This window comes from Paraburkholderia silvatlantica, assembly GCF_003096715.1.
In the GTDB taxonomy this organism is placed as follows: Bacteria; Pseudomonadota; Gammaproteobacteria; order Burkholderiales; family Burkholderiaceae; genus Paraburkholderia; species Paraburkholderia silvatlantica.
On the sequence record NZ_QEOL01000010.1, the window covers coordinates 53,804 to 80,801 of the forward strand.

Annotated in this window: 23 protein-coding genes and 2 riboswitches; of the genes, 9 read left to right on the forward strand and 14 right to left on the reverse strand. The window is 69.2% G+C overall.

All coding sequences use genetic code 11. The annotated features are described in order from the left end of the window. Position 1: 1 nt before the first annotated feature. Genes cobM through cbiE form a run of 3 tightly spaced genes read right to left on the reverse strand, consistent with a single transcriptional unit; the run spans position 2 to position 2,696 of the window. On the reverse strand, positions 2-733 hold the full coding sequence (cobM, locus tag C7411_RS15235; RefSeq protein WP_110385110.1) for a precorrin-4 C(11)-methyltransferase: 732 nt from the start codon (positions 731-733) through the stop codon (positions 2-4). A gap of 14 nt (positions 734-747) precedes the next feature. Continuing rightward, entirely contained in the window at positions 748-1,473 is a 726-nt protein-coding gene (locus C7411_RS15240) for a cobalt-precorrin-6A reductase (protein WP_110385111.1), read from the reverse strand. After that, positions 1,470-2,696 (reverse strand): precorrin-6y C5,15-methyltransferase (decarboxylating) subunit CbiE, encoded by a 1,227-nt coding sequence (gene cbiE / locus C7411_RS15245; protein ID WP_110385112.1) that lies wholly within the window; start codon positions 2,694-2,696, stop codon positions 1,470-1,472. Before cbiE ends, C7411_RS15240 begins: the two co-directional genes overlap by 4 nt. 94 nt (positions 2,697-2,790) lie before the next feature. Then, a riboswitch (cobalamin riboswitch) is annotated at positions 2,791-2,965 on the forward strand. Positions 2,966-3,062: 97 nt separating this feature from the next. Here cbiE and cobG point away from each other — a divergent pair. The 4 genes from cobG to cobJ are packed head-to-tail and all read left to right on the forward strand — an operon-like array spanning position 3,063 to position 7,508. After that, positions 3,063-4,460: a precorrin-3B synthase gene (gene cobG, locus C7411_RS15250; protein ID WP_221206959.1), complete on the forward strand. Its 1,398-nt coding sequence runs from the start codon at positions 3,063-3,065 to the stop codon at positions 4,458-4,460. Further along, entirely contained in the window at positions 4,453-5,079 is a 627-nt protein-coding gene (locus C7411_RS15255) for a precorrin-8X methylmutase (protein WP_110385114.1), read from the forward strand. The genes cobG and C7411_RS15255 overlap by 8 nt, the downstream gene beginning before the upstream one ends. Next, a complete protein-coding gene (locus C7411_RS15260; protein ID WP_110385115.1) occupies positions 5,080-5,811 on the forward strand; it encodes a precorrin-2 C(20)-methyltransferase in 732 nt (243 codons plus the stop codon). After that, on the forward strand, positions 5,799-7,508 hold the full coding sequence (cobJ, locus tag C7411_RS15265; RefSeq protein WP_110385116.1) for a precorrin-3B C(17)-methyltransferase: 1,710 nt from the start codon (positions 5,799-5,801) through the stop codon (positions 7,506-7,508). The genes C7411_RS15260 and cobJ overlap by 13 nt, the downstream gene beginning before the upstream one ends. A gap of 12 nt (positions 7,509-7,520) precedes the next feature. Here the strand turns inward: cobJ and C7411_RS15270 are convergent, their stop codons facing one another. Continuing rightward, positions 7,521-9,038 (reverse strand): sensor domain-containing diguanylate cyclase, encoded by a 1,518-nt coding sequence (locus tag C7411_RS15270; RefSeq protein ID WP_165822815.1) that lies wholly within the window; start codon positions 9,036-9,038, stop codon positions 7,521-7,523. Positions 9,039-9,294: 256 nt separating this feature from the next. On the opposite strand from C7411_RS15270, the gene C7411_RS15275 reads away from it, so the two are divergent. Further along, on the forward strand, positions 9,295-10,251 hold the full coding sequence (locus tag C7411_RS15275; RefSeq protein WP_110385118.1) for a flagellar brake protein: 957 nt from the start codon (positions 9,295-9,297) through the stop codon (positions 10,249-10,251). Between the two features lie 7 nt (positions 10,252-10,258). Here the strand turns inward: C7411_RS15275 and C7411_RS15280 are convergent, their stop codons facing one another. From C7411_RS15280 to cobW, 4 genes are all read right to left on the reverse strand, one after another. Continuing rightward, positions 10,259-10,783, reverse strand: coding sequence for a vWA domain-containing protein (locus tag C7411_RS15280; protein WP_260175854.1), 525 nt, complete (start codon positions 10,781-10,783; stop codon positions 10,259-10,261). 140 nt (positions 10,784-10,923) lie between these two features. Then, positions 10,924-11,967, reverse strand: a complete 1,044-nt coding sequence (locus tag C7411_RS15285) for a magnesium chelatase ATPase subunit I (RefSeq protein ID WP_110385120.1) — start codon at positions 11,965-11,967, stop codon at positions 10,924-10,926. Continuing rightward, positions 11,964-15,758 carry a cobaltochelatase subunit CobN gene (gene cobN, locus C7411_RS15290; protein ID WP_110385121.1) on the reverse strand — a complete coding sequence of 1,265 codons (3,795 nt, stop codon included), beginning with the start codon at positions 15,756-15,758 and terminating at the stop codon, positions 11,964-11,966. The genes C7411_RS15285 and cobN overlap by 4 nt, the downstream gene beginning before the upstream one ends. Positions 15,759-15,785: 27 nt before the next feature. Beyond that, the gene (cobW, locus tag C7411_RS15295) at positions 15,786-16,871 is read right to left on the reverse strand and encodes a cobalamin biosynthesis protein CobW (protein ID WP_279306245.1); all 1,086 of its coding nucleotides are present in this window, start codon (positions 16,869-16,871) and stop codon (positions 15,786-15,788) included. Between the two features lie 221 nt (positions 16,872-17,092). Continuing rightward, positions 17,093-17,358: riboswitch (cobalamin riboswitch) on the reverse strand. Positions 17,359-17,500: 142 nt separating this feature from the next. On the opposite strand from cobW, the gene C7411_RS15300 reads away from it, so the two are divergent. Genes C7411_RS15300 through bluB form a run of 4 tightly spaced genes read left to right on the forward strand, consistent with a single transcriptional unit; the run spans position 17,501 to position 20,585 of the window. Beyond that, positions 17,501-17,992: a cobalamin biosynthesis protein gene (locus tag C7411_RS15300; RefSeq protein ID WP_243413172.1), complete on the forward strand. Its 492-nt coding sequence runs from the start codon at positions 17,501-17,503 to the stop codon at positions 17,990-17,992. After that, positions 17,992-18,594, forward strand: a complete 603-nt coding sequence (gene cobO / locus C7411_RS15305; RefSeq protein WP_110385237.1) for a cob(I)yrinic acid a,c-diamide adenosyltransferase — start codon at positions 17,992-17,994, stop codon at positions 18,592-18,594. The genes C7411_RS15300 and cobO overlap by 1 nt, the downstream gene beginning before the upstream one ends. 4 nt (positions 18,595-18,598) lie before the next feature. Beyond that, positions 18,599-19,909 (forward strand): cobyrinic acid a,c-diamide synthase CobB, encoded by a 1,311-nt coding sequence (locus tag C7411_RS15310; protein ID WP_110385123.1) that lies wholly within the window; start codon positions 18,599-18,601, stop codon positions 19,907-19,909. Beyond that, positions 19,893-20,585 carry a 5,6-dimethylbenzimidazole synthase gene (gene bluB, locus C7411_RS15315; RefSeq protein ID WP_110385124.1) on the forward strand — a complete coding sequence of 231 codons (693 nt, stop codon included), beginning with the start codon at positions 19,893-19,895 and terminating at the stop codon, positions 20,583-20,585. Before C7411_RS15310 ends, bluB begins: the two co-directional genes overlap by 17 nt. 6 nt (positions 20,586-20,591) lie before the next feature. Here the strand turns inward: bluB and C7411_RS15320 are convergent, their stop codons facing one another. From C7411_RS15320 to C7411_RS15345, 6 genes are all read right to left on the reverse strand, one after another. Continuing rightward, on the reverse strand, positions 20,592-20,972 hold the full coding sequence (locus tag C7411_RS15320) for a VOC family protein (RefSeq protein WP_110385125.1): 381 nt from the start codon (positions 20,970-20,972) through the stop codon (positions 20,592-20,594). 120 nt (positions 20,973-21,092) lie between these two features. Next, positions 21,093-21,719, reverse strand: a complete 627-nt coding sequence (locus tag C7411_RS15325; protein ID WP_165822816.1) for a DUF4136 domain-containing protein — start codon at positions 21,717-21,719, stop codon at positions 21,093-21,095. Between the two features lie 82 nt (positions 21,720-21,801). Beyond that, on the reverse strand, positions 21,802-24,210 hold the full coding sequence (locus tag C7411_RS15330; RefSeq protein WP_110385238.1) for a CHASE2 domain-containing protein: 2,409 nt from the start codon (positions 24,208-24,210) through the stop codon (positions 21,802-21,804). 11 nt (positions 24,211-24,221) lie between these two features. Then, positions 24,222-25,637 (reverse strand): FecR family protein, encoded by a 1,416-nt coding sequence (locus C7411_RS15335; RefSeq protein ID WP_243413173.1) that lies wholly within the window; start codon positions 25,635-25,637, stop codon positions 24,222-24,224. Next, entirely contained in the window at positions 25,634-26,332 is a 699-nt protein-coding gene (locus C7411_RS15340; protein ID WP_110385127.1) for a response regulator transcription factor, read from the reverse strand. The genes C7411_RS15335 and C7411_RS15340 overlap by 4 nt, the downstream gene beginning before the upstream one ends. 244 nt (positions 26,333-26,576) lie before the next feature. Beyond that, positions 26,577-26,972, reverse strand: a complete 396-nt coding sequence (locus C7411_RS15345) for a peptidase (RefSeq protein ID WP_243413174.1) — start codon at positions 26,970-26,972, stop codon at positions 26,577-26,579. Positions 26,973-26,998 lie beyond the last annotated feature (26 nt).

Genomic DNA, 26,998 nt, shown 5'->3' on the forward strand with positions numbered 1-26,998 from the left:
CCTACCGCTTCGCCGCCCCATAAAGCTTCGAATCCGCAAACCCCTCCGCCGCGAGCACGCGCCCCACGAGAATGAGCGCCGTACGCTCGATATCCGTGGCCAGCACCTTCTGGGCGATATCCGCGAGCGTGCCCGTCACGCGTTCCTCGTCGGGCCAGCTCGCGCGATAGATCACCGCGACCGGGCAATCTTCGCCGTAGTGCGGCAGCAATTCCTCGACGATGCGCGCGATATGGCGCACGCCCAGGTGAATCGCGAGCGTCGCCTGGTGACGCGCGAGGTCGCCTAGCTGTTCGCCTTCGGGCATCGGCGTTTTCGTGGCGTAGCGCGTGAGAATGAGCGTCTGCGAAATGCCGGGCAGCGTGAGTTCGCTGCCGAGCGCCGCCGCGCATGCAGCGGCCGCAGTCACGCCGGGCACGACTTCATAAGGAATACCGAGCATACGCAGCCGCCGGATCTGCTCGCCGATGGCGCCATAGAGCGACGGGTCGCCCGAATGCACGCGCGCCACGTCGAAGCCCTGGGCATGCGCACTTTCCAGCAACGCGACGATCTCGTCGAGCGTGAGCGGCGCCGTATCCACGACCGTGTGCGCGCGGTGGCCTTCGAGCACCGCGGGCGGCACGAGCGAGCCCGCGTAGAGAATGACGGCGCAGCTGCGCACGAGGCGCTGGCCCTTCACGGTGATCAGTTCAGGATCGCCCGGCCCCGCGCCGATGAAGAAAACTGTCATGCGTGGAAACTCCGCTAAATAGGGTGCGCGAGCGCGTCGATTGCTTCTTGCGCCGACGCGAATTCACGTTGCGCGCCGGGCAGCGGCGGCCGCTGCATCATCACCACGGGCAGGCCCATTTCGCGCGCGACGGCGAGCTTCGCTTCGGTCGCGGCGCCGCCGCTGTTCTTGCTGACCACGACGTCGATGCACGCTTCGGTAAAGAGCGCGCGTTCGCCATCGGCGGTGAATGGCCCGCGCGCGTCGATGATGCGCGCGCGGGCGTGGCCGGGGTGCGCTTCGAGGCAGCGGATCGTCCAGTGCTGCTGCGGCGGCACGTCGTTCAGATGCGCAAGCGGCTCGCGCCCGAGCGTGAAGAGCGGGCGCGCGAACGGCGCGATCGCCTCGACTACGCCGGTCCAGCCGCTCACCATGCGCCAGTCGTCGGCGGGCTGCGCCTGCCACGGCGCACGCCGCAGCGCCCAGTACGGCACGCGTGCCGCCATGCATGCGCGCGCCGCGTTGGCGCTGATCTGCGCGGCATAGGGATGCGTGGCGTCGAAGACGAGTGCGATGTTTGCGTCGGCGAGAAAGCGCGCAAGCCCTTCTGCCCCGCCAAAGCCGCCCACCCGCACCGCGCAGGCAAGATCGGCGGGCACGCGGCCAAGGCCCGCGAGCGAGTACACGTGCTGCGGGCCCAGCGTGCGCGCGATCGCCAGCGCATCGCCCGTGCCGCCGAGCAGCAGGATGCGCGCCGTCATGGCTTGACGGCCTCGTAGAGCGTGACGGGCAAGGCCTGACGCCAGGTGTCGAAGCCGCCCAGCGGCTGCGCCTCGCCGATACCGATGCGCGTGAGCGTGCCGCCGTGCTGCGCGCGCCATGCCACGAGCGCCGCTTCGCTCTGCACCGTCACCGCGTTCGCGACGAGCCGCCCGCCGCTCGCGAGCGCCGCCCAGCACGCGTCCAGCACGCCGGGCGCGGTCACGCCGCCGCCGATGAAGACCGCGTCGGGCGCGGCGAGCCCTGCGAGCGCGTCGGGCGCGCGGCCCGCAACGAGTTGCAGACCCGGCACGCCCAACGCCGCGCGATTGTGCTCGATGAAGCGTTGACGCCCGGCGTGCGCCTCGATCGCGATCGCGCGGCAAGCGGCGTGCGAGCGCATCCACTCGATGCCGATCGAGCCGCTGCCCGCGCCCACGTCCCAGAGCAGCGCGCCGGGCGTCGGCGCGAGACGCGCGAGCGTGAGCGCGCGCACGTCGCGCTTCGTGATCTGGCCGTCGTGGCGATAGGCGTCGTCGGGAAGGCCCGGTGCGAGCGTCCAGCCGCGCGCGAGCGCTTGCGGACGATCGCTTGCGCATTCGAACGCAACGAGATTGAGCGCCGCGGCTTCTTCGACGTGCCACGCATCGGCGCGGCCTTCGATGCGCCGTTCGAGCGGGCCGCCCAGATGCTCGAACACGGCAAGACGCGTGGCGCCGAAGCCCGCTTCGGCGAGCCACGCGGCAAGCGCCGCGGGCGTGCGCCCATCCGCGCTCAGCGCGAGCACACGCGAGCGCGCGTAGAGATGACGGCGCAGCGCATCGAGCGGCCGGCCCACGAGCGAGACCATCGCCGTATCCTGCAAGGCCCACCCCTTGCGCGCCGCCGCGAGCGAAAGCGACGACGGCGCGGGCAGCACGCGCATTTCACCGGGCGCCACGCGGCGCGCGAGCGTCGCGCCCACGCCGAACAGCATGGGGTCGCCGCTCGCGAGCACGCATACGGTCTGATTCGACTCGCGGTACGCAAGCAGCGCCTGCACGCTGAACGGCTGCGGCCACGCTTCGCGCCGCGCACGCACGCGCGAGGGCAGCATCGCGAGATGGCGCTCGCCGCCCGTCACGATGGCCGCGCCGAACAGCGCGCGCCGCGCGTCGCGCCCGAGTCCCGCGTACCCATCGTCGCCGATGCCTACCACCGTCAGCCATGCCTGCGTGCCCTGCATTCGTTCTCCCGATGTTGCCTGCGTTATGGCCTGATTCTCTATGCCGCCGCGCGCCTGCGACCCGATTGCGGGGCGGCGCGAGCATGAAAACGGGCATAATACCGTGTCCGCCGGCGCCGTTAAGGCATTTAAGGGAACACAGCACTCTGTGGCCGCCCCCGCGACTGTGAGCAGCGAGACCGCATCCACCCGAGCCACTGGTATTACCGGGAAGGCCGATGCGGTCCACGACCTGCGAGCCAGGAGACCTGCCGGCCGAATGTTCGCGCGAAGCCATGTCGGGCGGGGTGTACCGATATCGCTGCCGTTTCCCGCCTGCCGTGCGGGCAGCGCGCCGCGCCAGCGTGATGCTTACCCGGTATTGCCTTGAAACACGAAACGAAGCCCGTCTCGCCCGCTGCTGCCCTGGCCGTGCTCCGCCCCTCGGCGTGCCCGGGGCTCGTGCGCGTGGTCCCGGCGCGCGACGGCGGCCTGTGCCGCATCCGTCTGCCTGGCGGCGTGCTGAGCGCCGCGCGTGCGCGCGCCCTCGCCGACGCTGCCTTGACGCACGCGAGCGGCGTGCTCGAACTGACCAATCGCGCGAACGTGCAGATTCGCGGCGTGCGCACGGGCGAGGAAGCCGCGTTGAGCGCCACGCTGATCGGCGCGGGTCTCGGCCCCGCCGGCATCGACGCCGCGAGCCCGGTCGAGCGCATGTGCGCCGCCGACGAGTTGCGCAACGTGATGCTGAGCCCACTTGCGGGCCTCGACCCGAACGCCTGGTGTGACACGACGGAAGTCGCCGCCGCACTCATCGACATGATGCAGCGCGAGCCGCGCTTCGCCGCGCTCTCACCGAAGTTCGCGCTTCAACTGGATGGCGGCGAGTGCATGGCGATGCTCGAGCATGCGCACGACATCTGGCTCGCCGCGCTGCCGCACGGCGCGACGGTGCGCTTCGCAGTGGGCCTCGTGGGATGCCCCACGGCGCAGCCAATCGGCATGCTCGCCGCCGAGGACGTTTGCGCATCGGTGCGTGCGCTGCTGCATGCGTTCCTCGATCTCGCGGGCACGGACGCAACGCGCATGCGCGACGTGCTGGCCGCACATTCGCTCGAGGCGTTGCTGCAACGCGCGCAACAACACGGCGATTTCACGCTGATGCATGACGACGCCGCGCTGCGCACATGGCATCGAGCGGCAAGCCCAGCCGACTTGCGCCTCGGCGCACACGCGCTGCACGCCGACGGCAGGGGCTACGTGGGCGCGCAGCCCGCACTCGGCCGTATCGACGCGCACACGCTGCGCGCCCTCGCCGCGCTCGCGGAAGATTCTGGCAATGCGACGCTGCGCGTGACGCCATGGCAAGGCGTGCTGCTGCCCGACGTGCGCGCGCGCACCATGCCCGCCGCACTCGAACGCCTGCGTGCGCTCGGCCTCGTCGTTTCGCGCACTGATCCACTCGCGCGCCTCATCGCCTGCACGGGTTCGACGGGATGCGCAAAAAGCCGCGCGGACACGAAGGCCGACGCCCAGCGCCTCGCCGCCTTGCTGCCGCCCGGCGCCGAAGCCCACCTCACCGGTTGCGAGCGCTCCTGCGCGGCCGCGCATCGCGCGCCGTTCACGCTGCTCGCCAGCGCCCCGGACCACTACGACCTGTACCAGCGCGACGACACCCAAAGCGGCTTCGGCCAGCGCTTTGGCCGGCTCGTCGCGCGCAACCTGACGATCGAAGCCGCTGCGCCCGCACTCGCGCAGCGGCCCCGGAGTGCCCAAGATGTCTGATTACATTCGCGACGGCCAGGCGATCTATCGCGAGTCGTTCGCGACGATCCGCGCCGAAGCCGACCTTTCGCGCATTCCCGCCGACCTCGAAAAACTCGCCGTGCGCGTGATTCACGCATGCGGCATGGTGGACGTCGTCGCCGACCTCGCGTTTTCCGCTGGCGCGGGCACGGCGGGCCGCAACGCGCTCGCGGGCGGAGCGCCGATTCTCTGCGACGCGAAGATGGTCGCTTATGGCGTGACGCGCGCGCGCCTGCCGGCGAACAACGCCGTGATCTGCACGCTCGACGATCCCGCCGTGCCCACGCTCGCCCGCGAGCTTGGCAACACGCGCTCGGCGGCCGCGCTCGAACTGTGGCGGCCGCACCTTGCGGGCAGCGTCGTGGCAATCGGCAACGCGCCCACCGCGCTCTTTCATCTGCTCGACATGATCGCCGCCGGCGCGCCGCGCCCCGCACTCATCCTCGGCTTTCCCGTCGGCTTTGTCGGCGCAGCCGAGTCCAAGGCGCAGCTTGCGGCCGAGCGTGACGGCGTGCCGTTCGTCGCCGTGCACGGCCGCCGTGGCGGCAGCGCGATGGCCGCCGCCGCCGTCAACGCACTCGCTTCGGAGACCGAATAAATGATCCGCAAAGGACGTCTGCACGGCATTGGGGTCGGCCCGGGCGACCCCGAACTGCTCACGCTCAAGGCGCTGCGCCTGCTCAAGGCGGCGCCCGTGGTCGCGTATTTCGTCGCGAAGGGCAAGAAAGGCAATGCGTTCGGCATTGTCGAAGCCCATCTCGAAGCGCAGCAGGAACGCCTGCCCCTCGTGTATCCCGTGACGACCGAAGCGCTCGAACCGCCGCTCTCGTACGAAGCGATCATCGCCGACTTCTACGACGGCGCGGCGCACATGCTGTCGCGCCATCTCGACGCCGGACGCGACGTGGCCGTGATCTGCGAAGGCGATCCGTTTTTCTATGGCTCGTACATGTATCTGCACGACCGCCTCGCCGCGCGCTACGAGGCTGAAGTCGTGCCGGGCGTGTGCTCGATGCTGGGCGGCGCGGCGGTGCTGGGCGTGCCGCTCGTCTACCGTAACCAGAGCCTCGCCGTGCTTTCGGGCGTGCTGCCCGAGGACGAATTGCGCCGGCGTCTGGCCGATGCGGACGCCGCCGTCATCATGAAGCTGGGCCGCAACTTCGACAAGGTGCGCCGCGTGCTGGGCGAACTGGGCCTCGCGCATCGCGCGCTGTATGTCGAGCGCGCAACGATGGCGAACCAGCGCATCGTCCCGCTCGACGACGTCGATCCGATGGCCTCGCCCTACTTCTCGCTGCTCGTGGTGCCGGGGGTGAAATGGCAGTCGTGACGCCGCCCGCCATCGTCATCCTCGGGCCCGGCGCGCTCGCCACGGCGCGGCGCGTGCAGGCGCGTTACGCGGGCGCACAGATCCATGCGCTGCAAGGCCGCGTGGCAGGCGACATCGCGTTCGGCGAGCTTGGCGCGCATTTGCGCGAATGCTACACGCGCGGCATGCCCATCGTCGCGCTGTGCGCGGCGGGCATCGTGATCCGCTGCCTTGCGCCGCTGCTCGCGAACAAGGGTGCGGAGCCGCCCGTGCTCGCACTCGCCGAAGACGGCAGCGCCGTCGTGCCGCTGCTCGGCGGACTGACCGGCGTGAACGTGATGGCGCGCGAAATTGGCGCCGCACTCACGGTTGCGCCCGCCATCACCACGAGCGGCGAATTGCGCTTCGGCACGTGCCTGCTCAATCCGCCTGCGGGCTATGCGCTTGCGAGCCTCGCGCAAGGCAAGCGCTTCGTCTCCGATTTGCTTGCGGGCGCAACGACTCGCGTCGATGGGCAAGCGCCGTGGCTCGAAAACGTCGATCTGCCGCTCGACGCCTCGGCCCGCCATGCCATACGCGTGAGCGCGCAAGCCTGGAACGGCAGCCCCGATGACCTCGTGATTCATCCGCGCAGCATCGTTGCCGCCGTGGGTGCGCCGCAAGAAGCGCTTGCCGAAAGCGTGCGCCATGCACTCGACGCGCGCGGCCTCGCGCCGCTCGCGCTCGCTGCGCTCGTCGCCCCGACTGCGTACACGTGCGATGCGTCGCTCGCGCAGGCGGCAACGGCACTCGGCGTGCCGCTGCGCTTCGTCGATAGCGGGGAGAACACCGCGCAAGCCACGCTCGCCGCCCTCGACCTCGCGGCAAACGTCGAGCGCTACGCGCCAAACGAAAACGGCGTCGCCCTCGCCTGTGCCGCCACGCCGCTCGACCCGCTCGCGCTGGGCCGCGCGCGCGGCAAGCTCACGGTGCTCGGTCTCGGTCCCGGCCGCGCCGATCTGCTCGCGCCCGCCGCGCGGGCCGCGCTCGACAGCGCCACCGACATCGTCGGCTACGCGACCTATGTGGAGATGGCGGGCCCGTTTCGCGCGGACCAGCAGCGCCACGCCACCGACAACCGCGAAGAACTGCAACGCGCGCGCCACGCGTTCGAGCTGGCGAGCGAGGGGCGGCGCGTGGCCGTGGTCTCGTCGGGCGACCCCGGTGTGTTCGCCATGGCGGCCGCCGTGCTCGAAGCGCTCGAAGGCTCGGACGACGCACGCTGGCATGCCGTCGAGCTGGCGATCGTGCCAGGCGTTTCCGCGGCGCTCGCCACGGCGGCGCAAGTCGGCGCGCCGCTCGGCCACGACTTCTGCATGCTTTCGCTTTCCGACAACCTGAAACCATGGGCGGTGATCGAAAAGCGCCTGCTGCATGCGGCGCAAGCCGATCTCGTGATGGCGTTCTACAACCCCATCTCGCGCGCGCGGCCCTGGCAGCTCGCGCGCGCACTGGACATCGTGCGCAGCGTGCGTGCGCCGCACACGCGCGTGGTGCTGGGGCGCGACGTGGGCCGCCCCGGCGAGACGCTGCGCGCCACGACGCTGGGCGAACTGCGCACGGCGGATGTCGATATGCGCACGATGGTGATCGTCGGGTCGTCGGCGACGCGCGGATTCGCCCGCGCCGACGGCAGCGAGTGGATTTATACGCCGCGCTGGTATCGCGAGGATGCCTAAGGAAAGCCGCGCTCACGCCTTCAGCGTGGGCAGCGAGTCGCGCGGATCGGGCGGCGCGCCCGCGAATTCGCGCGCCTTCACCTGGTTGCGCCCCGCCTGCTTCGCGGCGTAAAGCTCGGCGTCGGCGGCGCGCAGCAGCGCCTGCGCGCCCTCGCTCTTGTGCGGCACGCAGGTGGCGCAGCCAATGCTCACGGTCAGCGTGCCGTATTCGCTGTGCTCGTGCGCGATTCCCAGTGCCGCCACTTGCTGACGCACCCCTTCCGCGATTTTCACGGCGCCATCGAAAGGCGTAGCCGGCAGCACCACGGCGAACTCCTCGCCGCCGTAGCGCGCAACCATGTCCGTTGCGCGCCGGCAGGCCCCGCATATCGCGCGGGCCACGGCGGCGAGCACCTTATCGCCTTCGGCGTGCCCGTAGAAGTCGTTGAACAGCTTGAACCTGTCGATATCGACGAAGAGCACCGAGAGCGGTTCGCCCGCTCGTCTCGCATGCCGCCATTCGGTTTCGATCCGCAGATCGAGTGCGCGCCGGTTGTAGAGACTCGTGAGCGCATCGGTCACCGCGAGACGTTCGAATTCTTTTTGTGTGGCGAGCCGCGTGCGCATCGAAAATGCCAGCAGCCACGACGAAGCGGCAATCAGCGCGCCGAAAATCAACGCCATCGGCGCATAGATCCGCAGGCGGCGGCGCCAGGCGGCGAGCGCGCCGTCCACGGAAGGCGCGACGACCGCGATGAGCGACGTATGCGGCACGCGCTTGAACGTGTAGATGCGCTCGACCTTGTCCTCCTCGCCCGCGGCGATGAACGAGCCAGCGTTGCTGTTGAGCATCGGCTTGATGTAATCCAGCTCCCCGACCCGTGCGCCCACTTCGTAGTCCGAATAAGGGCGATGCGCGAGCATGGTCCCGTCGTCGAGCATGATGAACGCGCTGCCCTTGGGGTCGACGTCGATCCGGTCGAACAGTTGCTGAAAATACGCGAGCCGCAGCGTGAGCAGCACGACGCCGCCAAACGAGCCGTCGTATTCGTTCACGCGGCGCGACAGCGCAATCGAATACTGGCCTTCGCGCGCACGCGAGCGAATCGGGTCCGAAATATACATGCCGACCGAGCGCTCGTGCTGCGCCGTGAAATAGTCCCGGTCTGCGAGATTGACGCCGGGATACGCGCGGCCGTCCCGCGATTCGACGACATGGCCGCTCGCGTCGATGTAGAACGCATCGTCGAGATAGGTGCCGCCCGCCACGCGGCCGAACAGCAGCCTGCGGCGGATGTCGGGCGGCAGGCTTTGCGTGCGCGGATCGCGAGCGCTGTCGGCGGCATCGAGCAGCAGCAGATCGTAGATGCCGAAGTTCGCCTCCAGGTCGTTCGACATCAGCGAAACGAGCGCGGCAGAATTGTGCTGCGTGCTGGCGATGGCCTGCGTGCGCTGCTGCATCAAGCCCAACAGCACGATGACCACGATGGCCGCACCGACTAGCGAGCCCAGCGTGCCGACGATGAACGGATGGCTCCCGACCCACTGCATGAGCGCCCGGCTCCACCGGCGGGGGATTCGCAAACATCGTTTCCAGAGCTCCATGAGGCGTTCCCTCTTGCTCCGCAGTCAGGTTTGCTACGCTTGCCGGCCGATTACCGGTGGCATGCAGTATTCATCATACTGCCGCTCGCGAAATCGCTTTCGATTGGCGGCGCGCACTTAATTTCCCTGCCGCAGCGCCGTAAACCAGGTGAACCCGCGATGTCGATTCGCGACGCAAACGCCCACCGACCACCCTGCGCCGATGACCAACCTGACCACCGAAGCCCAAGCCGAAACCAGCGACGCCGCCACCGTAGTCGAAGCCGCCCCGCTCACGCCGGACGCCCTGCCGGTAGGCGAGCCGCTCGCCTGGCCGGTCGTCGATCGCGACGGCGCCTTGCTGCTCGATGCCGGGTCGGTGCTGGTGGGCGAAGCGGAGCGCGACTTCCTGTTTCAGCACTTCGCGCCGCATCGCGGCGACGTGGAAAGGCCCGGGGTTGCCCCGCAGAGCGCGGCGGCCACGGGCAATGCCGGCGATCCAGCCGCCACCACGCGCGCCATGCACCTGAACATCGGCGCGCTGATGGGCCTGCGCCCGCAAATGACCGCGAGCGGCGCGCCGATGCACCCGTGCCGCCTGATCGGCTTCGCGCCGAACGAGGCGCTCTTCGTGACGACCCCCTATGTCGATGGCCGACCCATCGCCGTCACGCCGGGCGAAAACGTGGAGATCGTCGCGATTGCGAGCCAGGCCGTCTATCGCTTCGTATGCACCGTGCATGCGTTCAGCCAGTCGCCTCTCGACTATCTCGTGCTGTCGAAGCCCGCCAACATCCGCCGTCTGCGCGAACGCCGCTCGATTCGCGTGCGCGCGCAATTTCCCGTGCGCTACGGCATCGGCGAGGAAGGCGCGGGTTATGACGGCGTGGCGCTCGCACGCGGGATCAGCGCGCTCGGGCTTTCGGTGAGCGCCGCGTGGGCGCTCGGCAAGCCTGGTGAGCGGCTGCGCGTGGCATTCCAGCTGCGTTCGGCCGACAACGATACGGCGATCGAAACCACGGCGGTCATCCGCAACGTGCAGGCGGAAGCGGGCGCCCCCGCGCCAGCGACGCTCGGCCTCGAACTCGACCGCCTCACGCCCGCCGAGCAGATGGCGATGAAAGTCTACGTGTTCGATCGTCAGGACGACGTGCTGTACTGGACCGGCAGCACGCGCTAACGCGCGTTCAGGCGAGCAGCGCCTGAGCGTCCAGGCACTCGCCGGCCCAGGCTCGCGCGAGCGCCTCGCAGCGCCCCAGGCGCAGCACCCCAAGTTCGCAATCGATCACCGTGACGTGGTCGGCGTAGCGTGGCCGCGCGGGCCACTGCGTCGTGCGGCCGTCACTGAACAGCCAGAGATGGCGCGCGCGCGCCGGATCGCGGCGCGCGGCGGTTTCGAGCACTTGCGCCGCGCGGCCGATACCTGCTTCGAGCGGCGTTCCGCCGCCCCCGCCGATCGGCTCGATCCAGCGCTCGTTCCACCAGCGCGGCACCGCGGGACCGAAGCGCGTTTCGGCGCCCGCGCCGCCGAAAGCGACCAGCGCCACTTCCACTCGCTCGGCGCGGGCGCGGTCGAACAGCGCGACCAGTAAACCCTTGGCGAGCGCAAGCTGGCCGCGCGCGAGCATGGATGCCGAGCAGTCCAGCACGAAGCAATGCAGCGTGCCGGTACCGGTCTTGCGTTTGGTGAAGCGAAAATGTTGCGACTGCAACGATCCCGCGCGTTTGGCCGCGAGCGTGGGCGGCCAGGCGATGCGATCGCCATGCTTCGCCGCTTGCGTGGGACCGCGTCCCGGGCCTTCTCGCCGTCGAGCGCCGCCCTGTGCGAAGGCGGCGGCCGGTACTCGACGGGTCAGCGTTTTTTTGCGGGCAGCGGGATCACGCCCTTCACCGTCTTCGCAGCGACGGGCTCGGGCGGCATCTCGCCCCAGTCAGAGTCCGATGTTGTTTCGGTGTACTTTTCTTCGCGTGAGGGCGCGGGAGCGGACGCGGGCGGCTGCGGCGCGGTGGAAGACGGCGCATCGGACCGCTGCGGCATGGCACGCCGACGATGCGCGAGCACGCAATCCGCGACCAGATCGACGTGATCCGGGCTCACCGATTCCGCGCCTTCGAACGCGGCCAGCGCACGCGCCGCGCGCAGCATCACGAGGTCGGCGCGCAGCCCGTCGACCGCGGCCTCGATGCAGCGCTGCGCCGCGCGCTCGTGCACGGCATCGCTCCAATCGAGCGTGGCGAGCGCCACGCGCGCCGCCGCGATGCGTGCGCCGAGCGCGCGCTGTTCGCTCTCGCGCGCCGCGCAAAACGCCTGCGGATCGGCGTCGAACGCGAGACGCGCCTTGACGATGCGTTGCCGTTGCGCCGCGTCATAAGGCGTGCCAAGTTCCACCATCAAGCCAAAGCGATCGAGCAGTTGCGGACGCAACTCCCCTTCTTCGGGATTCATCGTGCCCACCAGCACGAAATGCGCGTCGTGCGTGTGCGAGACGCCATCGCGCTCCACGGTGTTCACGCCGCTTGCCGCCGCGTCGAGCAGCACGTCGACGAGCGCGTCGGGCAGCAGGTTCACTTCGTCCACGTAAAGCACGCCGCCGTGCGCACGCGCGAGCAAGCCAGGCGCGAAGCGCACCGTGCTCTCGCGCAACGCCGCTTCGAGGTCTAGCGTGCCGATCAGCTTGTCCTCGCTCGCGCCGAGCGGCAGCGTGACGAACGCGCCTGCCGGCAAGAGCGCCGCGAGCGAGCGCGCCGCCGTGGATTTCGCCGTGCCGCGCGGCCCGCTCACCAGCACGCCGCCGATCGCGGGGTCGATGGCCGCGAGCAGCAGCGCGCGCTGCAACGGCGCCTGGCCGATCAGCGCGGTAAAGGGAAACGCGGGACGCGTGGCCGCAGCGCTCATGGTCCTGATCCTTCCAGATGCTGCCCGGCTTCGAGCAGACGGTGTTCGAGTTGTGCGCGATGCTCGCCCGGCTCCTGCCAGAGACCGCGCTGGATCGCTTCGAGCAGGCGCTCGCACACGGCATGCAGCGCGTGCGGATTGTGGCGCTCCATGAAGGCGCGCGTGTCGTCGTCGTGCACGTAAGCGTTCGCCACGAGCGCGTACTGATGGTCGCCCACCACGCGCGCGGTCGCGTCGTAGCCAAAAAGGTAATCGACGGTCGCCGCCATTTCCGCTGCGCCCTTGTAGCCGTGACGCTTCACGCCGTCGATCCACTTCGGGTTCACCACGCGCGAGCGGATCACACGCGCGATCTCCTCGTGCAGCGGCCGGATGCGCGGCGCGGCAGGGTTGCTATGGTCCGCGTGATAAAGCGCGGGCTGCGCCTGCGAGAAGTGCCGCGCCGCCGCCGCCATGCCACCCTGGAACTGGTAGTAGTCGTTCGAGTCGAGCAGGTCGTGCTCGCGGTTGTCCTGGTTCTGCAGCACCACGTCGAGCGTCGCGAGACGCGCGCGGAACGCATCGCCCGCCTCGTCGCCCGCGCTCTTTTGCGCGTAGGCGTAGCCGCCCCACGCCTGATACGCGTGCGCGAGATCGGCGTCGGTCTGCCACTGGCGCTGGTCGATCATCGACTGCAAGCCCGCGCCGTAAGCGCCGGGGCGCGCGCTGAACACGCGCCAGAGCGCCCGGCGGCGCGCCTCGTCGGCGGCCATGCCGTTCGCCACCAGCGCATCGCGCTCGCGCAGCACGCGTGCGCGCAGCGGGTTCTGGTGCTCCGGCTCGTCGAGATCGGCCACCGCCTGCACGGCGGCGTCGAACAGATGCATCACGTTAGGAAACGCGTCGCGGAAGAAGCCCGATACGCGCAGCGTCACGTCGATACGCGGCCGGTCCAGCGCCTCGACGGGCATGATCTCGAAGTCGGTCACGCGCTGGCTGCCAGCGGCCCATTTCGGCCGCACGCCGATCAGCGCGAACGCCTGGGCGATGTCGTCTCCGCCCGTGCGCATCGTCGCCGTGCCCCAGACCGAAAGCCCCACGGCCCTCGGGTAATCGCCGTGCTCCTGCAGGTGGCGCTCGATGAGCTGCTGCGCCGATTTCATGCCGAGCGCCCACGCCGCTTGTGTCGGGATGGCACGCGTATCGACCGAGTAGAAGTTGCGGCCGGTGGGCAGCACATCGGGACGGCCGCGCGAGGGCGAACCGCTGGGGCCCGGCGGCACGAAGCGGCCTTCGAAGCCACGCCGCAGCTGGCGCATTTCTTCGGGGCCGCAGGCGTCGAGGCGCGGCAGCACGTCGTCGCGCAGGCGCGCGAGCACTTGCGCCGCATGCGGCAGCGATGCGGCCTCCGTATCGCTTCGTTCGCCTGAGCAAATGCCCGCGATCAGCGTGGCGGCGAGCATTTCCAGGCGCTCGCGCGTGTCGCCCGCGTGACGCCATGGCATATCGCTGACAGCGGCTAGCTGCGGTGCACGCGGGCCCTGCCACGGCACAGCCCAATCGACCGTGGCCGGATCGACGAGGTGATCGATACGCAGGTCTCGCGCGAGCGCGTCGATGAGGCCGGCGTTCGCCCCTTGTCCGTCGCCGCATGCATAGCGCCCGAGCGCGAGCAGCGTGTCGCCCCGCTGCTGACCTTGCGGCGATTCGCCGAACGTATGCAGGCCGTCGCGAATCTGCGCTTCCTTCAGCTCGCAAAGGTAGGCGTCGGCGCGCGTGAGCAATTCGTCTTCGCCGGCCTGATCCTGCGGCGCGGCGACGCTCAATTCCTCGTGCAGCCGATGCTCGATGATCGTCGCGAGTATGGTCTTGCGCAGCAGTTTCGCGCGGCGCGGGTCCACCATCAATGCTTCGTAATACTCATCGACCTGACGTTCCAGGTCTTGCAGCGGCCCATAGTTTTCGGCGCGCGTGAGCGGCGGCATCAGGTGGTCGACGATCACGGCCTGGGCGCGGCGTTTGGCCTGGCTCCCCTCGCCCGGATCGTTGACGATGAACGGGTACAGATGCGGCAGCGGCCCGAGCGCCATGTCGGGCCAGCAGCTGTCGCCGAGCGCCACGCTCTTGCCCGGCAGCCACTCCAGGTTGCCGTGCTTGCCCACGTGCGCGATGGCGTCGATGCCGAACGTTTCGCGCAGCCAGAAATAAAACGCGAGATACGCGTGCGGCGGCACGAGTTCGGCGTCGTGGTAGTTCGCGTAGGTATCGTCGCCGCGCGAGCGCGAGGGCTGGATGCCGACGAACACCTGACCACAGCGCCACCCCGCAATCATGAAGCGGCCGCGGCGCACCGTGGGGTCGTCCTCCGGCGCGCCCCAGCGCGCGATCAGCGCGTTCTGCGCCTCGGCGGGCAACTGCGAGAAGCGCGCACGGTAGTCGTCGAGGGAAAGACTCTGCCATGCGGGGCGCAGCGCGCGCGTGTCGGGATCGTTCGTCACGCCCTGCGTGAGGATGCGCATGAGCGCGTCGCCGTCTGCAGGCAAATCGGCTACGCGGTAGCCTTCGTCGCGCAGCATGCGCAGGATGCCCACCACCGAGGCCGGCGTGTCGAGCCCTACGCCGTTGCCAATGCGCCCTTCGCTCATCGGATAGTTCGCGAGCACGAGCGCGAGCTTTTTTTCTTCGTTCGGCAGACTGCGCAGCCGGCACCAGCGGCGCGCGAGTTCGGCAACGAACGCCACACGCTCGAGGTCGGGCCGATAACGCACGACGTCGACCTGCGTCTCCTTGCAGTGGTACGCGAGGCCCTTGAAGCTGATCGCGCGCGTAATGACGCGGCCGTCCACTTCGGGCAGCGCGATATGCATGGCGATATCGCGCGAATTCAGGCCGTGATTGTCCTTGACCCAGTCTTCGCGATTGCCGCCGCTCAGGATCACCTGGAGCACGGGCGCGTCGCCGGCCAGCGCGAGCGGCTCGGGATCGTCCAGCGACGAAGCGGCAAACGCCGTGGTGTTCAGCACGAGCGAGACATCATGCTCGGCCGCCAGTTGATCGAGCACGTCGCGGCTCAAGCTGTCCTTGAGCGACGTGATCGCGAGCGGCAGCGGGTTCATGCCGCGCGCCAGCAGCGCGTCGATGAGCGCATCGAACGCGGCCGTGTTTGCGGCCTGCAAATGCGCCTTGTAAAACAGCAGCGCGACAACCGGCGCGCCGGGTTGCCAGCGCGCGCGCCATTCGTCGATGGTCGCGACGTCGCGCTGCGGGCAATAAAGCGCGGCGGCCGGCAGCGCAACGGGCGGCGCAGGCTCACTGCCCCAATCGAATGCGCGCCACGCGAGCGCGCGCAGGAACGATTCGGCATTGGCCGCGCCGCCTTCGCGCAAGTAACGCCAAAGCAGACGGCAAAACGCGGGCTCGGCGCGGCTCTTCGCGATGAGGTTGGGATCTTCCTGCAAGTCGCCGGAGAACATCGCGAGCAGTTGCCCGCGGCGCTGAGCGAGCGAGACGACCTGTTCGATGCCATATGGCCAGTACGTCTCGCCGCCCAGATGATCGACCACCACCACCCGCGCGTGCTGCAGGACGTCCTCGACGTAGAAGTCCACCGACGCGGGCTGGCGCAGATACGTGACGTTCGCGAGCCGCACGCCCGGAAAACCTGCGGGCAGGCGCGGCACGGCGCTCGCCAGCAGCGCGAGCGTCGTGTCCGCCGAACTGAGCACGACGATCTCGGCGGGCTGCTGGTCGATCCGGATAACGCCCTGGGTGTCGTCGACGAATCCGCCAGGCGTGGTGCGCAGCAAATGCATGGGACGGCCTCGTCTAGCTCGGCGCGTTCACTTCGCGTCCGCGGTCTGCAGGTTCGCCAATGCGCTATCGAAGGCCGCTTGCAGCGTCGCGCCATCGAGGTCTTCGCCGATCAGCACAAAGCGGCTCTCAAGCGGCTGCGCCGCGCTTTCCTGCGCGTTCCAGCGGCGGTCGAAATAGCTGTCGAAGCGGCGGCCCACGCCCTGGACCACGAGACGCATGGGCGCACCGGGCAGCGCGGCGAAACCCTTCACGCGATAGATCGTGTGCGCATCGACGAGTTGCTGCAGCGCTTCGATCACGGTCTCGCGCGAAGCCGCCGCGCCCGACACCACGACCGAATCGAACTCGTCGTGGTGATGATCGGGATCGTCGGCGGAACCGTGATGATCGTGCCGCAAATGAATGCTCTCCTCGGAGGCCGCCTCGAGCCCGAGCAGCGTAGGCAGATCGAGCTTGCCGTGCTGCGCGCGCACGATTTTCACCTGCGGCGGCAGTTCCTCGCGCAGCTCGGCGATGAGCGCGTCCTGGCCCGCAACGTCGAGCAGATCGGTCTTGTTGAGAATGACGAGGTCGGCGGCCGAAAGCTGGTCTTCGAACAGCTCATGCAGCGGCGATTCGTGATCGAGATTCGGGTCGGCGCGGCGCTGCGCGTCCACGGCCTGCGGGTTTTCGGCGAACTGGCCGCTCGCGGCGGCGGGGCCGTCCACCACGGTCACGACCGCGTCGACGGTGAACGCGTTGCGGATCGACGGCCAGTTGAACGCCTGCACGAGCGGCTTGGGCAGCGCGAGACCCGAGGTTTCGATCAGCACGTGATCGACATCGCCGCGGCGTTCGAGCAGTTTCTCCATCACAGGGAAGAACTCTTCCTGCACGGTGCAGCACAGGCAGCCGTTCGCGAGTTCGTAGAGCTGGCCTTGCGTTTCATTGCCGTTTTCGTCGCAGCCAATGCCGCAGCCACGCAAAATTTCGCCGTCGATACCGAGTTCGCCGAACTCGTTGACGATGACCGCGACGCGCAGGCCGCCCGCGTGCTGAAGAATGTGACGCAGCAGCGTGGTTTTACCGCTGCCGAGAAAACCCGTCACGATCGTGACCGGAATCTTGCGCATTTGCATGAAGTGCTCCTTCGGCGCCAGGCCGTATCGAGGGGCATGGTGCGTCGCGCCTGCCGTTCGTGCGGGTGTCGTGCTGCGCTCACGCGCGTATCCGTGGGGACGCCCTCACGCGCAACGATTCAAAAACCTGCAGGGGACGAACGGCCGGAAGCGCACCCGGGCCTCGCCCGGCTGACGCATGAAAATCACGGACCCGGCACCGCATCCCCGCAGCGCGAATCCCACGTATCTGGCCGGTATCCGGACTGACGAAACACCGCTTCGCCTTCCCGCGCGAGCGGCCTTGCGGCCGGCTTGCACAGTGGCTGGACTGCTCAAAGCATGGAAGCGGTTTGCGGCATTCTTGCGAACGCCGCGCTCGTTGTACCGTTGCGGGTGCAGTTCAGGTTGGCCATGCCCGAGGCGGGATGGCTCCCTGATTCCCGTTTAACTGCGCGTGCATGATGAATCGCGCGCGAGCACCAGAGTGCGTGCGAGTGTAGGCGCGGGGGGCCTGCGCGTCAAGGAAGGCGTGGGAAGCCGCAAAAGCGTGTGCTATCGTAGCGCGCATCCGGCGCCGGCCGGAACGCAACGCTTTTGCTCGTTTTGCCCTTGCGGTCACGCCTTCGATCGACGCTCTCGCCGTGAATCCTGCCGAAAATCGCGCCTCGCGCGCAGCCTCAGTCGAAGCCACGCTGGAACCCGCGCAGCGCGTGCCGCCGCTCGCGCTCGGCATCGGCTGCCGGCGCGGCGTGACGCTCGCGCAGGTCGAAGCCGCGGTGCGCGCCGCGCTCGGTGCGTGGCCGCTCGACAGCGTAGCGGCTGTGGCGACGCTCGACGCCAAAGCTGGCGAGCCGGGCTTGCGAGCGTTTTGCGCGGCACATGCGCTGCCGCTGCACACGTACACGCGGGAGCAGCTTGCCGCGACGCCCGCACTTGCGCCGCCCTCCGCGGCCGCGCAAGCGCAGTTCGGCGTGGACGGCGTGTGCGAACCCTGCGCGCGTCTTGCGGCGGGCGGCGCTCCGCTCGTACGCGGCAAGCTGGCGCTCGACGGTGTGACGGTCGCAATCGCAGGCTTGCCGCCAAACCACGCAAACGCGGACGCGAAAGCGCCGCAACCCACCCACTCCCGATGATGAAAACCGATCCCGAATCGCACCAACGCATGACGCAACGCCGCCGCGAGGGCCACGAGAAAAAGCAGGCCGCGGCGACGCACGAAAAAGGCCTGTTGATCGTCAATACCGGCAACGGCAAGGGCAAGAGCACAGCCGCATTCGGCATGGCGGTGCGCATGCTCGGCCATGGCATGAAGCTCGGTGTCGTGCAGTTCATCAAAGGCGCGCTGCACACGGCCGAACGCGACTTCCTCGGCAGCGTTGCGCACTGCGATTTCGTGACGATGGGCGACGGCTACACCTGGAACACGCAGAATCGCGACGGCGACATCGCGACCGCGCGCAAGGGCTGGAGCGAAGCGAAGCGCATGATCGAAAGCGGCGAGTACGCCATGGTGATCCTCGACGAACTCAACACGGTGCTCAAATACGAGTATCTGCCGCTCGACGAAGTGCTCGGCGTGATCGCGTCGCGCGCGCCGCACGTGCACGTGGTCGTGACGGGCCGCCATGCGCCCGACGCGCTGATCGAAGCCGCCGACCTCGTCACGGAAATGCGCCTCGTGAAGCATCCGTATCGCGAGCAAGGCGTGAAAGCGCAAAAGGGCGTGGAGTTTTAAGCGCATGAGCGCAACGGTTGCCTGCCCCGCGCTCTTCATCAGCGCACCCGCATCGGGCCAGGGCAAGACCACGCTCACGGCCGGCCTCGCGCGCCTGCACCGTCGCGCGGGCCGACGCGTGCGCGTCTTCAAGACCGGGCCGGATTTTCTCGACCCGATGATCCTCGCCCGCGCAAGCGGTGCGCCCGTGCTCTCGCTCGACCTGTGGATGGTGGGCAACGAAGCGTGCCGCGCCCTGCTCGCGCAGGCCGCGCGCGAAGCCGACCTGATCCTCATCGAAGGCGTGATGGGCCTGTTCGACGGCACGCCGAGCAGCGCCGATCTCGCGACCGATTTTGGCGTGCCGGTGGCCGCCATCGTCAGCGCGAAGTCGATGGCGCAGACCTTCGGCGCGATCGCGTTCGGTCTCGCGCGCTTTCGGCCGGAAGTGCCGTTTCATGGCGTGCTGGCGAACCGCGTGGGCTCGGCGCGCCACGCGCAGATGCTGCAGGAGGCATTGCCCGCCGAAGTGCGCTGGCTCGGGCAGGTAGCGAGCGAAGCGACGATGGCGCTGCCCGATCGCCATCTCGGCCTGCATCAGGCCGCGGAGATCGACGACCTCGACACGCGCATCGAACGCGCCGCCGACGCGCTTGCGCAAACCGCGCTCGCCGAATTGCCGCCTTCGGTGGAATTCGCCAATCCTTCGCATGACGAAGCGATTGCGCGCGAACTCGAAGGCCGTCATATCGCCATTGCGCGCGACGCCGCGTTCTCGTTTCTCTATCCGGCGAACATTGCATTGCTCGAGACGCTAGGCGCGCACGTGAGTTACTTTTCGCCGCTTGCGAACGAACCTGCGCCCGCGAGCGCCGATGCGATCTTTCTGCCCGGCGGCTATCCCGAGCTGCATGCCGCGCCGCTCGCGCACAGTACGCAGAGCGCGAATTCGTTGCGCGCGCATGTATCGGCGGGCAAACCGCTCGTCGCCGAATGCGGCGGCATGCTCTATCTGCTCGACGCACTGACCGACGTAGACGGCACGCGCACGCCGATGCTCGGTCTGCTGCCCGGCGAGGCGGTCATGCAAAAGCGCTTCGCGGCGCTCGGCATGCAGCAGCTCGACGGCGCGCATGGCGCACTGCGCGGACACACGTTTCACTACTCGCGCGTCGCCACGCCGCTTGCGCCCGCGCTCACGGCACGCCACGCCCAAACCGGCACGCCCGGCGAGGCGCTGTATCGGCACGGCTCGATCACGGCCACCTATATGCACGCTTACTGGCCCTCCAACCCGGCTTTTGCGGCCGCACTCTTCCATGGCACAGCCCTTTGACGAAGCCGAACGCGCGGCGGTCTACCGCGCGATTTACGAGCGCCGCGACATGCGGCACTTCGCGCCGGGCCCGATCGATCCCGCGACGCTCGCGCGTCTGCTCGACGCCGCGCATCACGCGCCGAGCGTAGGCTTCATGCAGCCGTGGCGCATCGTGCGCATCACGGACGCGTCGTTGCGCGAGCAACTGCACGCGACGGTCGAGCGCGAGCGCATCGCGACCGCCGATGCGCTGGGCAAGCGCCGCGACGAGTTCATGAAGCTCAAGGTGGAAGGCATGCGCGATTGCGCCGAGGTGCTCGTGGTCGCGCTGATGGATCGGCGCGAAGCCCATGTCTTCGGCCGCCGCACGCTGCCCGAGATGGACCTCGCCTCCGTGGCGTGCGCGATCCAGAACATGTGGCTCGCGGCGCGCGCCGAAGGACTGGGCATGGGCTGGGTGTCGATCTTCGACGTCGACGAGGTGCGCACCCTGCTCGCCATGCCGCCCGGCGCCAAGCCGGTGGCGATACTGTGCGTGGGCCAGGTCGACACGTTCTATCCGCAGCCGATGCTCGAAATGGAGAAATGGGCCAAACGCAAGCCGCTTGGCGAATGCGTGTTCGAAAACCGCTGGCCTCAGGACGAGGCGGCCAGCGCGCTGCAAGCGGCGCCGGATGCCACGCCCGGCGCCTGACACCGCTCACGCTTCGCGCGCGTAGCAGACGGCCTCGACGTTGTTGCCGTCGGGATCGATCAGGAATGCTGCGTAATAGTCGGGACTGTAGCCGGCACGCACGCCGGGTTCGCCATTGTCTTTCGCGCCTGCGCGCAGGCCCGCTTCATGAAAACCGGCGACCGCCGCGCGGGTCGCCGCCGCAAACGCCACGTGCACGCCGCGCGGCGCCGGCGCGGCGTCGGCGGATACGGCGTGCAGCCAGAGCCGGGGCTCGCCCGGCTGGCCGAGCCCCGCGTAGGTGTCGTCGCGCATGCACACCACGACGCCAAGCGGCGCAAGCAGCGCCTCGTAAAAACGCACGCTGCGTGCGAGATCCTGCACGCGCAATCCAATGTGATCGAACATGAGCGGCTCCCGTGACGTCTCTCGCGCAACCGTTGCGCCAGATTCGGGAGCCAGCATAGCGCCTTCGCATGCGGCGCGGCCTGGGAAAAGTTGCCCTGACCTACAGCGGCCTACTGCGCCCTACTGCGCATCGACGGGTGAGACGGAGAGCACTTCCGGCATGCCCGGCGCCCGATCCGCCGAGCCGGCGCCGGCCGGACGCTTCAGCTTGACGCGCCATTGCGGCGCGCCCGCGTACGGCAGCCGCGCCAGTGCGCCCGCCACGAGGTACGGCACCGCCTCGCGCGGGTCGGCGTTGCGGTCGCGCTTCACGGCGCTCACCTTGTACACCTCGCCGCCCTCGGGCAACGCGAAGAAACGCAGCGTCAGCGTATGCACGTAGGGCCGTCCGAACCACGGCAACGACGGCGCCTCGGCCGGCGTGCAGCCGGCGCCGCAGCCCGCGTCTACGACTTTCACCTCGGCAGGATGCGTATCCCACGCCACCGAGACGAGATAGCGCGCCGCCTCGGGCGCGCCTGCCCTGAAGCCGCGCTGCGCGAGACCGTCGCTCAGCAACGCCTCGTACGGGAGGATCTCGCCCGCCTCGGCCTGGGCGGGCGTTGGCGCAAAACGGTAAGCCACGGGTTGGCTGCTCGCAGCCGCGGCGGGCAGTGCGCCTGTGGCCGCGACGTCGGCGGTCACGCCCGCGCATCCGGCGAGGGCGGCGAGCACCGGCAGGAGACAGATCGACAGCAAGGTCTTCACGCAACACTCCATCGGGTTGCCGCCGGCGTGCAGCCAGCGGCATTCGGGTTATTCATGCGCAGCCGGAGCGGCCCGGTGCGGCTCAAACGGGCGCATCGAACGCGGGCAGCGACATCGTCAGGACGGTACCCTTGCCGGGTTCGCTCTCCAGCTGGACGTCGCCGCCATGGCGCGTCACGACCGTTTTCACGAACGCCATGCCGAGCCCCGCGCCGCTCACCTCGGGCCGCTGTTCCGCGTGAAAGCGCTGGAACGGCTGGAACAGCCGCGCCTGATCTTCGTGCGCGATACCGTAGCCCTGATCGCGAATCGAGCAGACCACGCGCGGCGGAACGTGGTCGTCCAGCGCGACGGTGCAGACGATGCGCGTATCCGCAGGACTGTACTTCACTGCGTTGTTCAGCACGTTCACGAGCGCGCGCGTCATGAGCGAGCGGTCGGCGTTGATCCAGCCCATCTGCTCGCCTTCGAACACCGTGTCGATCTGGATGCGTTTCGCGTGCGCCTGCGGCCACACTTCGTCGCTCGCGTCGATCACCAGCTCCGCGAGGCTCGTGGGCTCGAGCGCATACACCTGCGACTCGGCGCGCGCGAGTTGCACGAAGTCGTCGGCGAGCTCGAGCGAGCGGCGCGCGTAGCGCTCGATGCGCTCCATCACGCCACGCACCGGCTCGGAGCCGAGCGTGCCGCGCTCGCGCTCCGTCTCGACGAGCGCGACGATCGAGGCCTGCGGCGAGCGCATGTCGTGCGACAAGAGGCGCAGCGCGTCCTCGCGCTGGCGTTCGGCGTCGTGCAGCTCCGTCACGTCGACGAGACCCGCGATCCAGCCTACCGCCTGCCCCTGCGCGTTCGTACAGCGCGCGTAGCGCAGCAGGTAGTCGCTGCCGTCGCGCGCGCGCACTTCCACACCGCGCTCCATCAACTCCGCGAACTCGTCGCGCGCCGGGTCGAGCGGCGCAGGCCAATGCGCGTGCGCGAACGCCATCGCGTCGGGCGCCGGGTCGATCGGCTTGACGAGCGCGAGGTCGCCGAACACGTCCTGCATCCGGCGCCCTTGCGCGGCGCTCACCGCGAGGCGCTCGAGATACGCACGCGAAGCCTGATTCGCGATCAGCACGACACCGTGCAGATCGGCCACGAAAATCGGCTCCGGCACGGCATCGAGGCTGTCCCACACGAAGCGGCGCATGTCCTGCAGCCGCTGCGCGGCCTGCGCCATGAGCGCCATTTGCTGGGCGAGCGCGTCGCCGGCGAATTCGCGGCGCGGCGTGGGCGCCTCGGGCAGCAGGTAGGGCTCGTCGGCAAGCTGGCGCAGTTCCTTGCGCAGATAAGCCATCGTCATCTCGAGGCGGCGCCAGCTCCACGCCGGATAGACGATGAGCAGCGCGACGATCGCGGGCACCGGCGGGAGCCAGAGGCGCGCGTGCAGCATGCCCGCGCTCGCACCGAGCGACACGGCGATCAGGAGCGCGAGCAGCAGCAGCGTGCGCAGCGGCGAGAGCACGAGAAAGCCCGCCAGCAGCAGCACGAGCGGCACGAGCGAGGCAAGCACGACCATGAGCGGCGCCACGGGCTGGATGGCGCTGCCGTTGAGCAGCGTGTCGAGCACGATGGCGTGGATGTATAAGCCGGGCAGCGGCCCGAGCGTCCCCGACAGCGGCGTGGCGAAGCGGTCGTAGAGCCCCGAGGCCGTGACGCCGACGATCGCCACGCGCCCGCGCAACTGCTCGGGCGGCACGCGGCCATCGAGCACGTCGGCGAACGAGACCTTGTGGAAGGCCTGCGAATTCGCGCCGAACGGAATCAGGAAACGCGCCTCGCTGCCCGGCGCCGCCGCCTGCAGCACGTCATCGCGCCGCGCGGCGGCGGGCGTGCCGTGCACGAGCTTCACGACGCCGTTGCGCACCGCCCGCCAGACCGGCACCATCAGCTGCGGCCAGCGCTGCTGCGCGTCGCCTTCGAAGAGCGCGACGCTGCGCACGATGCCGTCGCTATCGACTTCGAGGTTGATATGGCCCATGCCGGCGACCGCCTGCGCGAGCGGCGCGACCGGGCGCACGGCCTCGCGGCGACCGGTGTCGTCGGCGGGAGTCAGCAGGATCGGGAGGAATGAAGGGCGCGCGCGCAGCGCCTGCGCAAAGTGCGCGTCGCCGGGCGACGATTCGGTAAACAGCACGTCGTAGACGACGGCCGCCGCGCCCGCTTTCGCGAGCTGATCGACGAGCCGCGCATGCAGCTCGCGCGGCCACGGCCAGCGCCCGAGCGCGGCGACGCTCGCGTTGTCGATCTCCACGAGCACGATGTCGGGCGACACCGGCAGCGTGCGCGCGGAAAGCAAGCGGTCATAGACCAGATGGTCTGCGCCGCTCGTCAGCCGCCAGAGCACGCAGAGCACGACCGCGGCCACGCCCGCGCAGCCCACGCCGGCCCATTCGAACAGGAAGCGTCGCCCGACGGAGCGGCCAAGGCGCGCGGGCGGCCTCACGCTCATGCGCGCCTGCGTCACCAGTCGAGCCTGAACGACTGGACCGGGCTCGCCTTCTGATAATAGTGGCCGTTGTCGAACTGCTCGGCGATCACCGTCCAGTAGTAGACGCCCTTCGGCAGGTCGCGCACGACCGCGTCGCCCGCCGCGATATCGGTACGGTCGATGAGCGGCGCGCGCAGATCGGACGTCGTGCTGAGCACAAAGCGAAAGCGCGTGTTCGGCGCATTGCGGTCGATGAACCAGCGGAACGCGAAGTCGCGCGAGCCTTCGATGCGGCCGGCGCTCGTGCCGAGCGCGACGCGCCGGCGCTCGAACGCATACGACGCCGGCATGCCTTCGAGACCGCGCGCGTCGATGGCGGAAATGCGTACGAAGTAGGTGCCGTCGTCGAGATTGGCAAACGACACGTGCGGATCGGCGCTGCGCTTGTCGCGAATCATGTCGAGCAGGCCCGCGTCGCGGCCGATTTGCACGCGCCAGGCGCTCGCACCCGCTAATGGCGCGATTTCGAAGGCGACGTCTTCGTCGTCCTGCACTTTGGACGGATGCAGCAATTCGGGCGCGTCGAGCAGCGCGACGGGCGCGCCCGCCGGCTGGCCCGTGAGCGTGAGGTTACCGTGATGCGCGGCGACGAGTTGCTCCGAGGCGGCGAGCGGCGTGCCCGGCGCCGGCGGCCGTGCTCGAGCGCCGTGGCGGTTGCGGGCCGGCGAGTCGGCATCCACGCCCACCGCGCCGTCCAGCACCTCCACGGCAGTCGCGCCCTTGTCGCCGTCGTAGCTCACGCGAAACTGCGTGCCGCGCACGCCGGCCACCACGGAAGGCGAGCGGATCTGGAAGCGATCGTCCTTCTTCGTGGCATGCGTGACCTCGCTGCTCACCTCGCCATGACGGAGATCGACGATGCGGTCGGTCGCGCCCGTGAGCGCCGTTTGACGCAGCGTGGCAAGGTCAAGCGAAGTATCGGGCGGCAGCGCGATATGCGAGCCGTCGGCCAGTTCGAGCGTGGCGAAACCGTTGTGGCCGGTCTGCACGCGGTCGCCTTCGACGAGGCTCGAGCCGACCGTGAGCGGCAGGAGCGGGCCGGCGCGGAACGCATGCTGCACGGGACCGTTCGCGGCAACCACCTTCGCGCTCAGGCCGTCCTGGCGCAGCAGCGCGACCGGCACGCGCAGCGTCGTGCCCGGCCGAAGGTGGCGCGGCTCGCTCACATGATTGAGGCTCGCGAGCTTCTTCCAGTCGGCGGGATTGCGCAGGTAACGCGTGGCGATGTCGTAGAGCGAGTCGCCAGAGCGCGCGACGTAGGTGGTCATCTCGGGCGGCTGCGCCGAAGCGTCCTCGCGCGCCGCGACGCCGCGGGGCAGTGCAAGGAACGCAAGCGCGACGGCGAGGAACGGCGCCGCGGTGGCGCGCACCGCACGCGCGCCCCTCACGCGTTGTCCCCCTCGATACGCTCGAGCCGGTAACCGTAGCCGTAGATCGGCGTGAGGCGATAGCCGTTTTCGGGACGCAGGCCGAGCTTCGAGCGCAGCATGGAAACGTGCGTGTCCATCGTGCGCGAAGGAATGTCGTCGGACTGCTTCCAGATCACGTCGAGAATGTGCGCGCGCGACAGCGGGCGGCTCAGGTGCTGAAACAGCAGCAGCGCGAGATCGAACTCCTTCTGCGTGAGCGCGACGCTGCGACCGCTCACCGAAGCCTGGCGCGACTTCAGGTCGAACTCGTACTCGCCGAAGATTTCCTTGAACGCCGGCGTGTGCATCTGATAGGCGCGGCGCAACAGCGAATTGACGCGGGCGATCAGCACCGGCGCCGAGACAGGCTTGACGACATAGTCGTCGGCGCCGGCGTTGAGCATTTGCGCGATGTCGGCCTCGCGGCTGCGGCTCGTCATGAAGAGCACCGGCAGGCGTGTGGAGAGGTTCCGCCGCACCCAGTGCAGCACTTCGTCGCCCGCCATGTCGGGCACGTTCCAGTCGAGCACGAGCAGATCGAACGTCTGCCGCCGAAGCTGCCTGACGAGCTCGCCGCCCTTGGCGAACGCGTGGCAGGCGTGGCCCGCCGCGCTCAAGGCCTGGCAGACGAACTCTGTCTGCGCTGCATCGTCATCCAGTACTGCAACTCTCATAGCACCCCGCAACCAGGTTTGTTCTTCATCGTCCCAGGATGGACTGCCTCCCTGCCGCACCGCGCGCCTACCGGGACCATCGTCTGGCGGGCTCTGGCGCGCGCGCCGGCGCCGCGTCGTCGGCCACCCGCCCTGGCCCTGGCGGCACGCGGAACCCGCCGTGCAGCAAAGCCCGCTACTCTCGCCGCATCTCGAAAAAAATGGGAGCGCGAGGCCACGCTCGACTTCGGGGCACAGATCGCTCTCATGTTAACCGCTCATGGTAGTCGAATTTGCCTTCGTTCGAACCGGCCGCGGCCGCCTCGCCCGCGGCCGGCGGCGAATCCGCGAGCAGCGCGGTCAGCTGGGAGCGCACGTGCTCCCATGCCGCGTGGGCATAGTCGGGCTGCAAGGCCGCGTGCGACTGCGCCGTCACGAACACGCGCAACACCGTGGACGAACACTGTGACAGGCGCCCGGCCGCGCCGAAACGCGAAAGGCGCAGCGCTTCGCTGAGCCATGGGAGTTCGGCCGCGCAGGAATCCGCGTAGGCCTCCATCGCGGCGCGCGCATGGCGGTCGCGCGCGAGGTCGAGCTCGATGCGGTCGAACTCGCGGCCGCCTTCGGGACCGTCCGCGCGCGAGCCCGGTGGAAAACGCATACGGCCGAATCGGAAAAACATGTAGC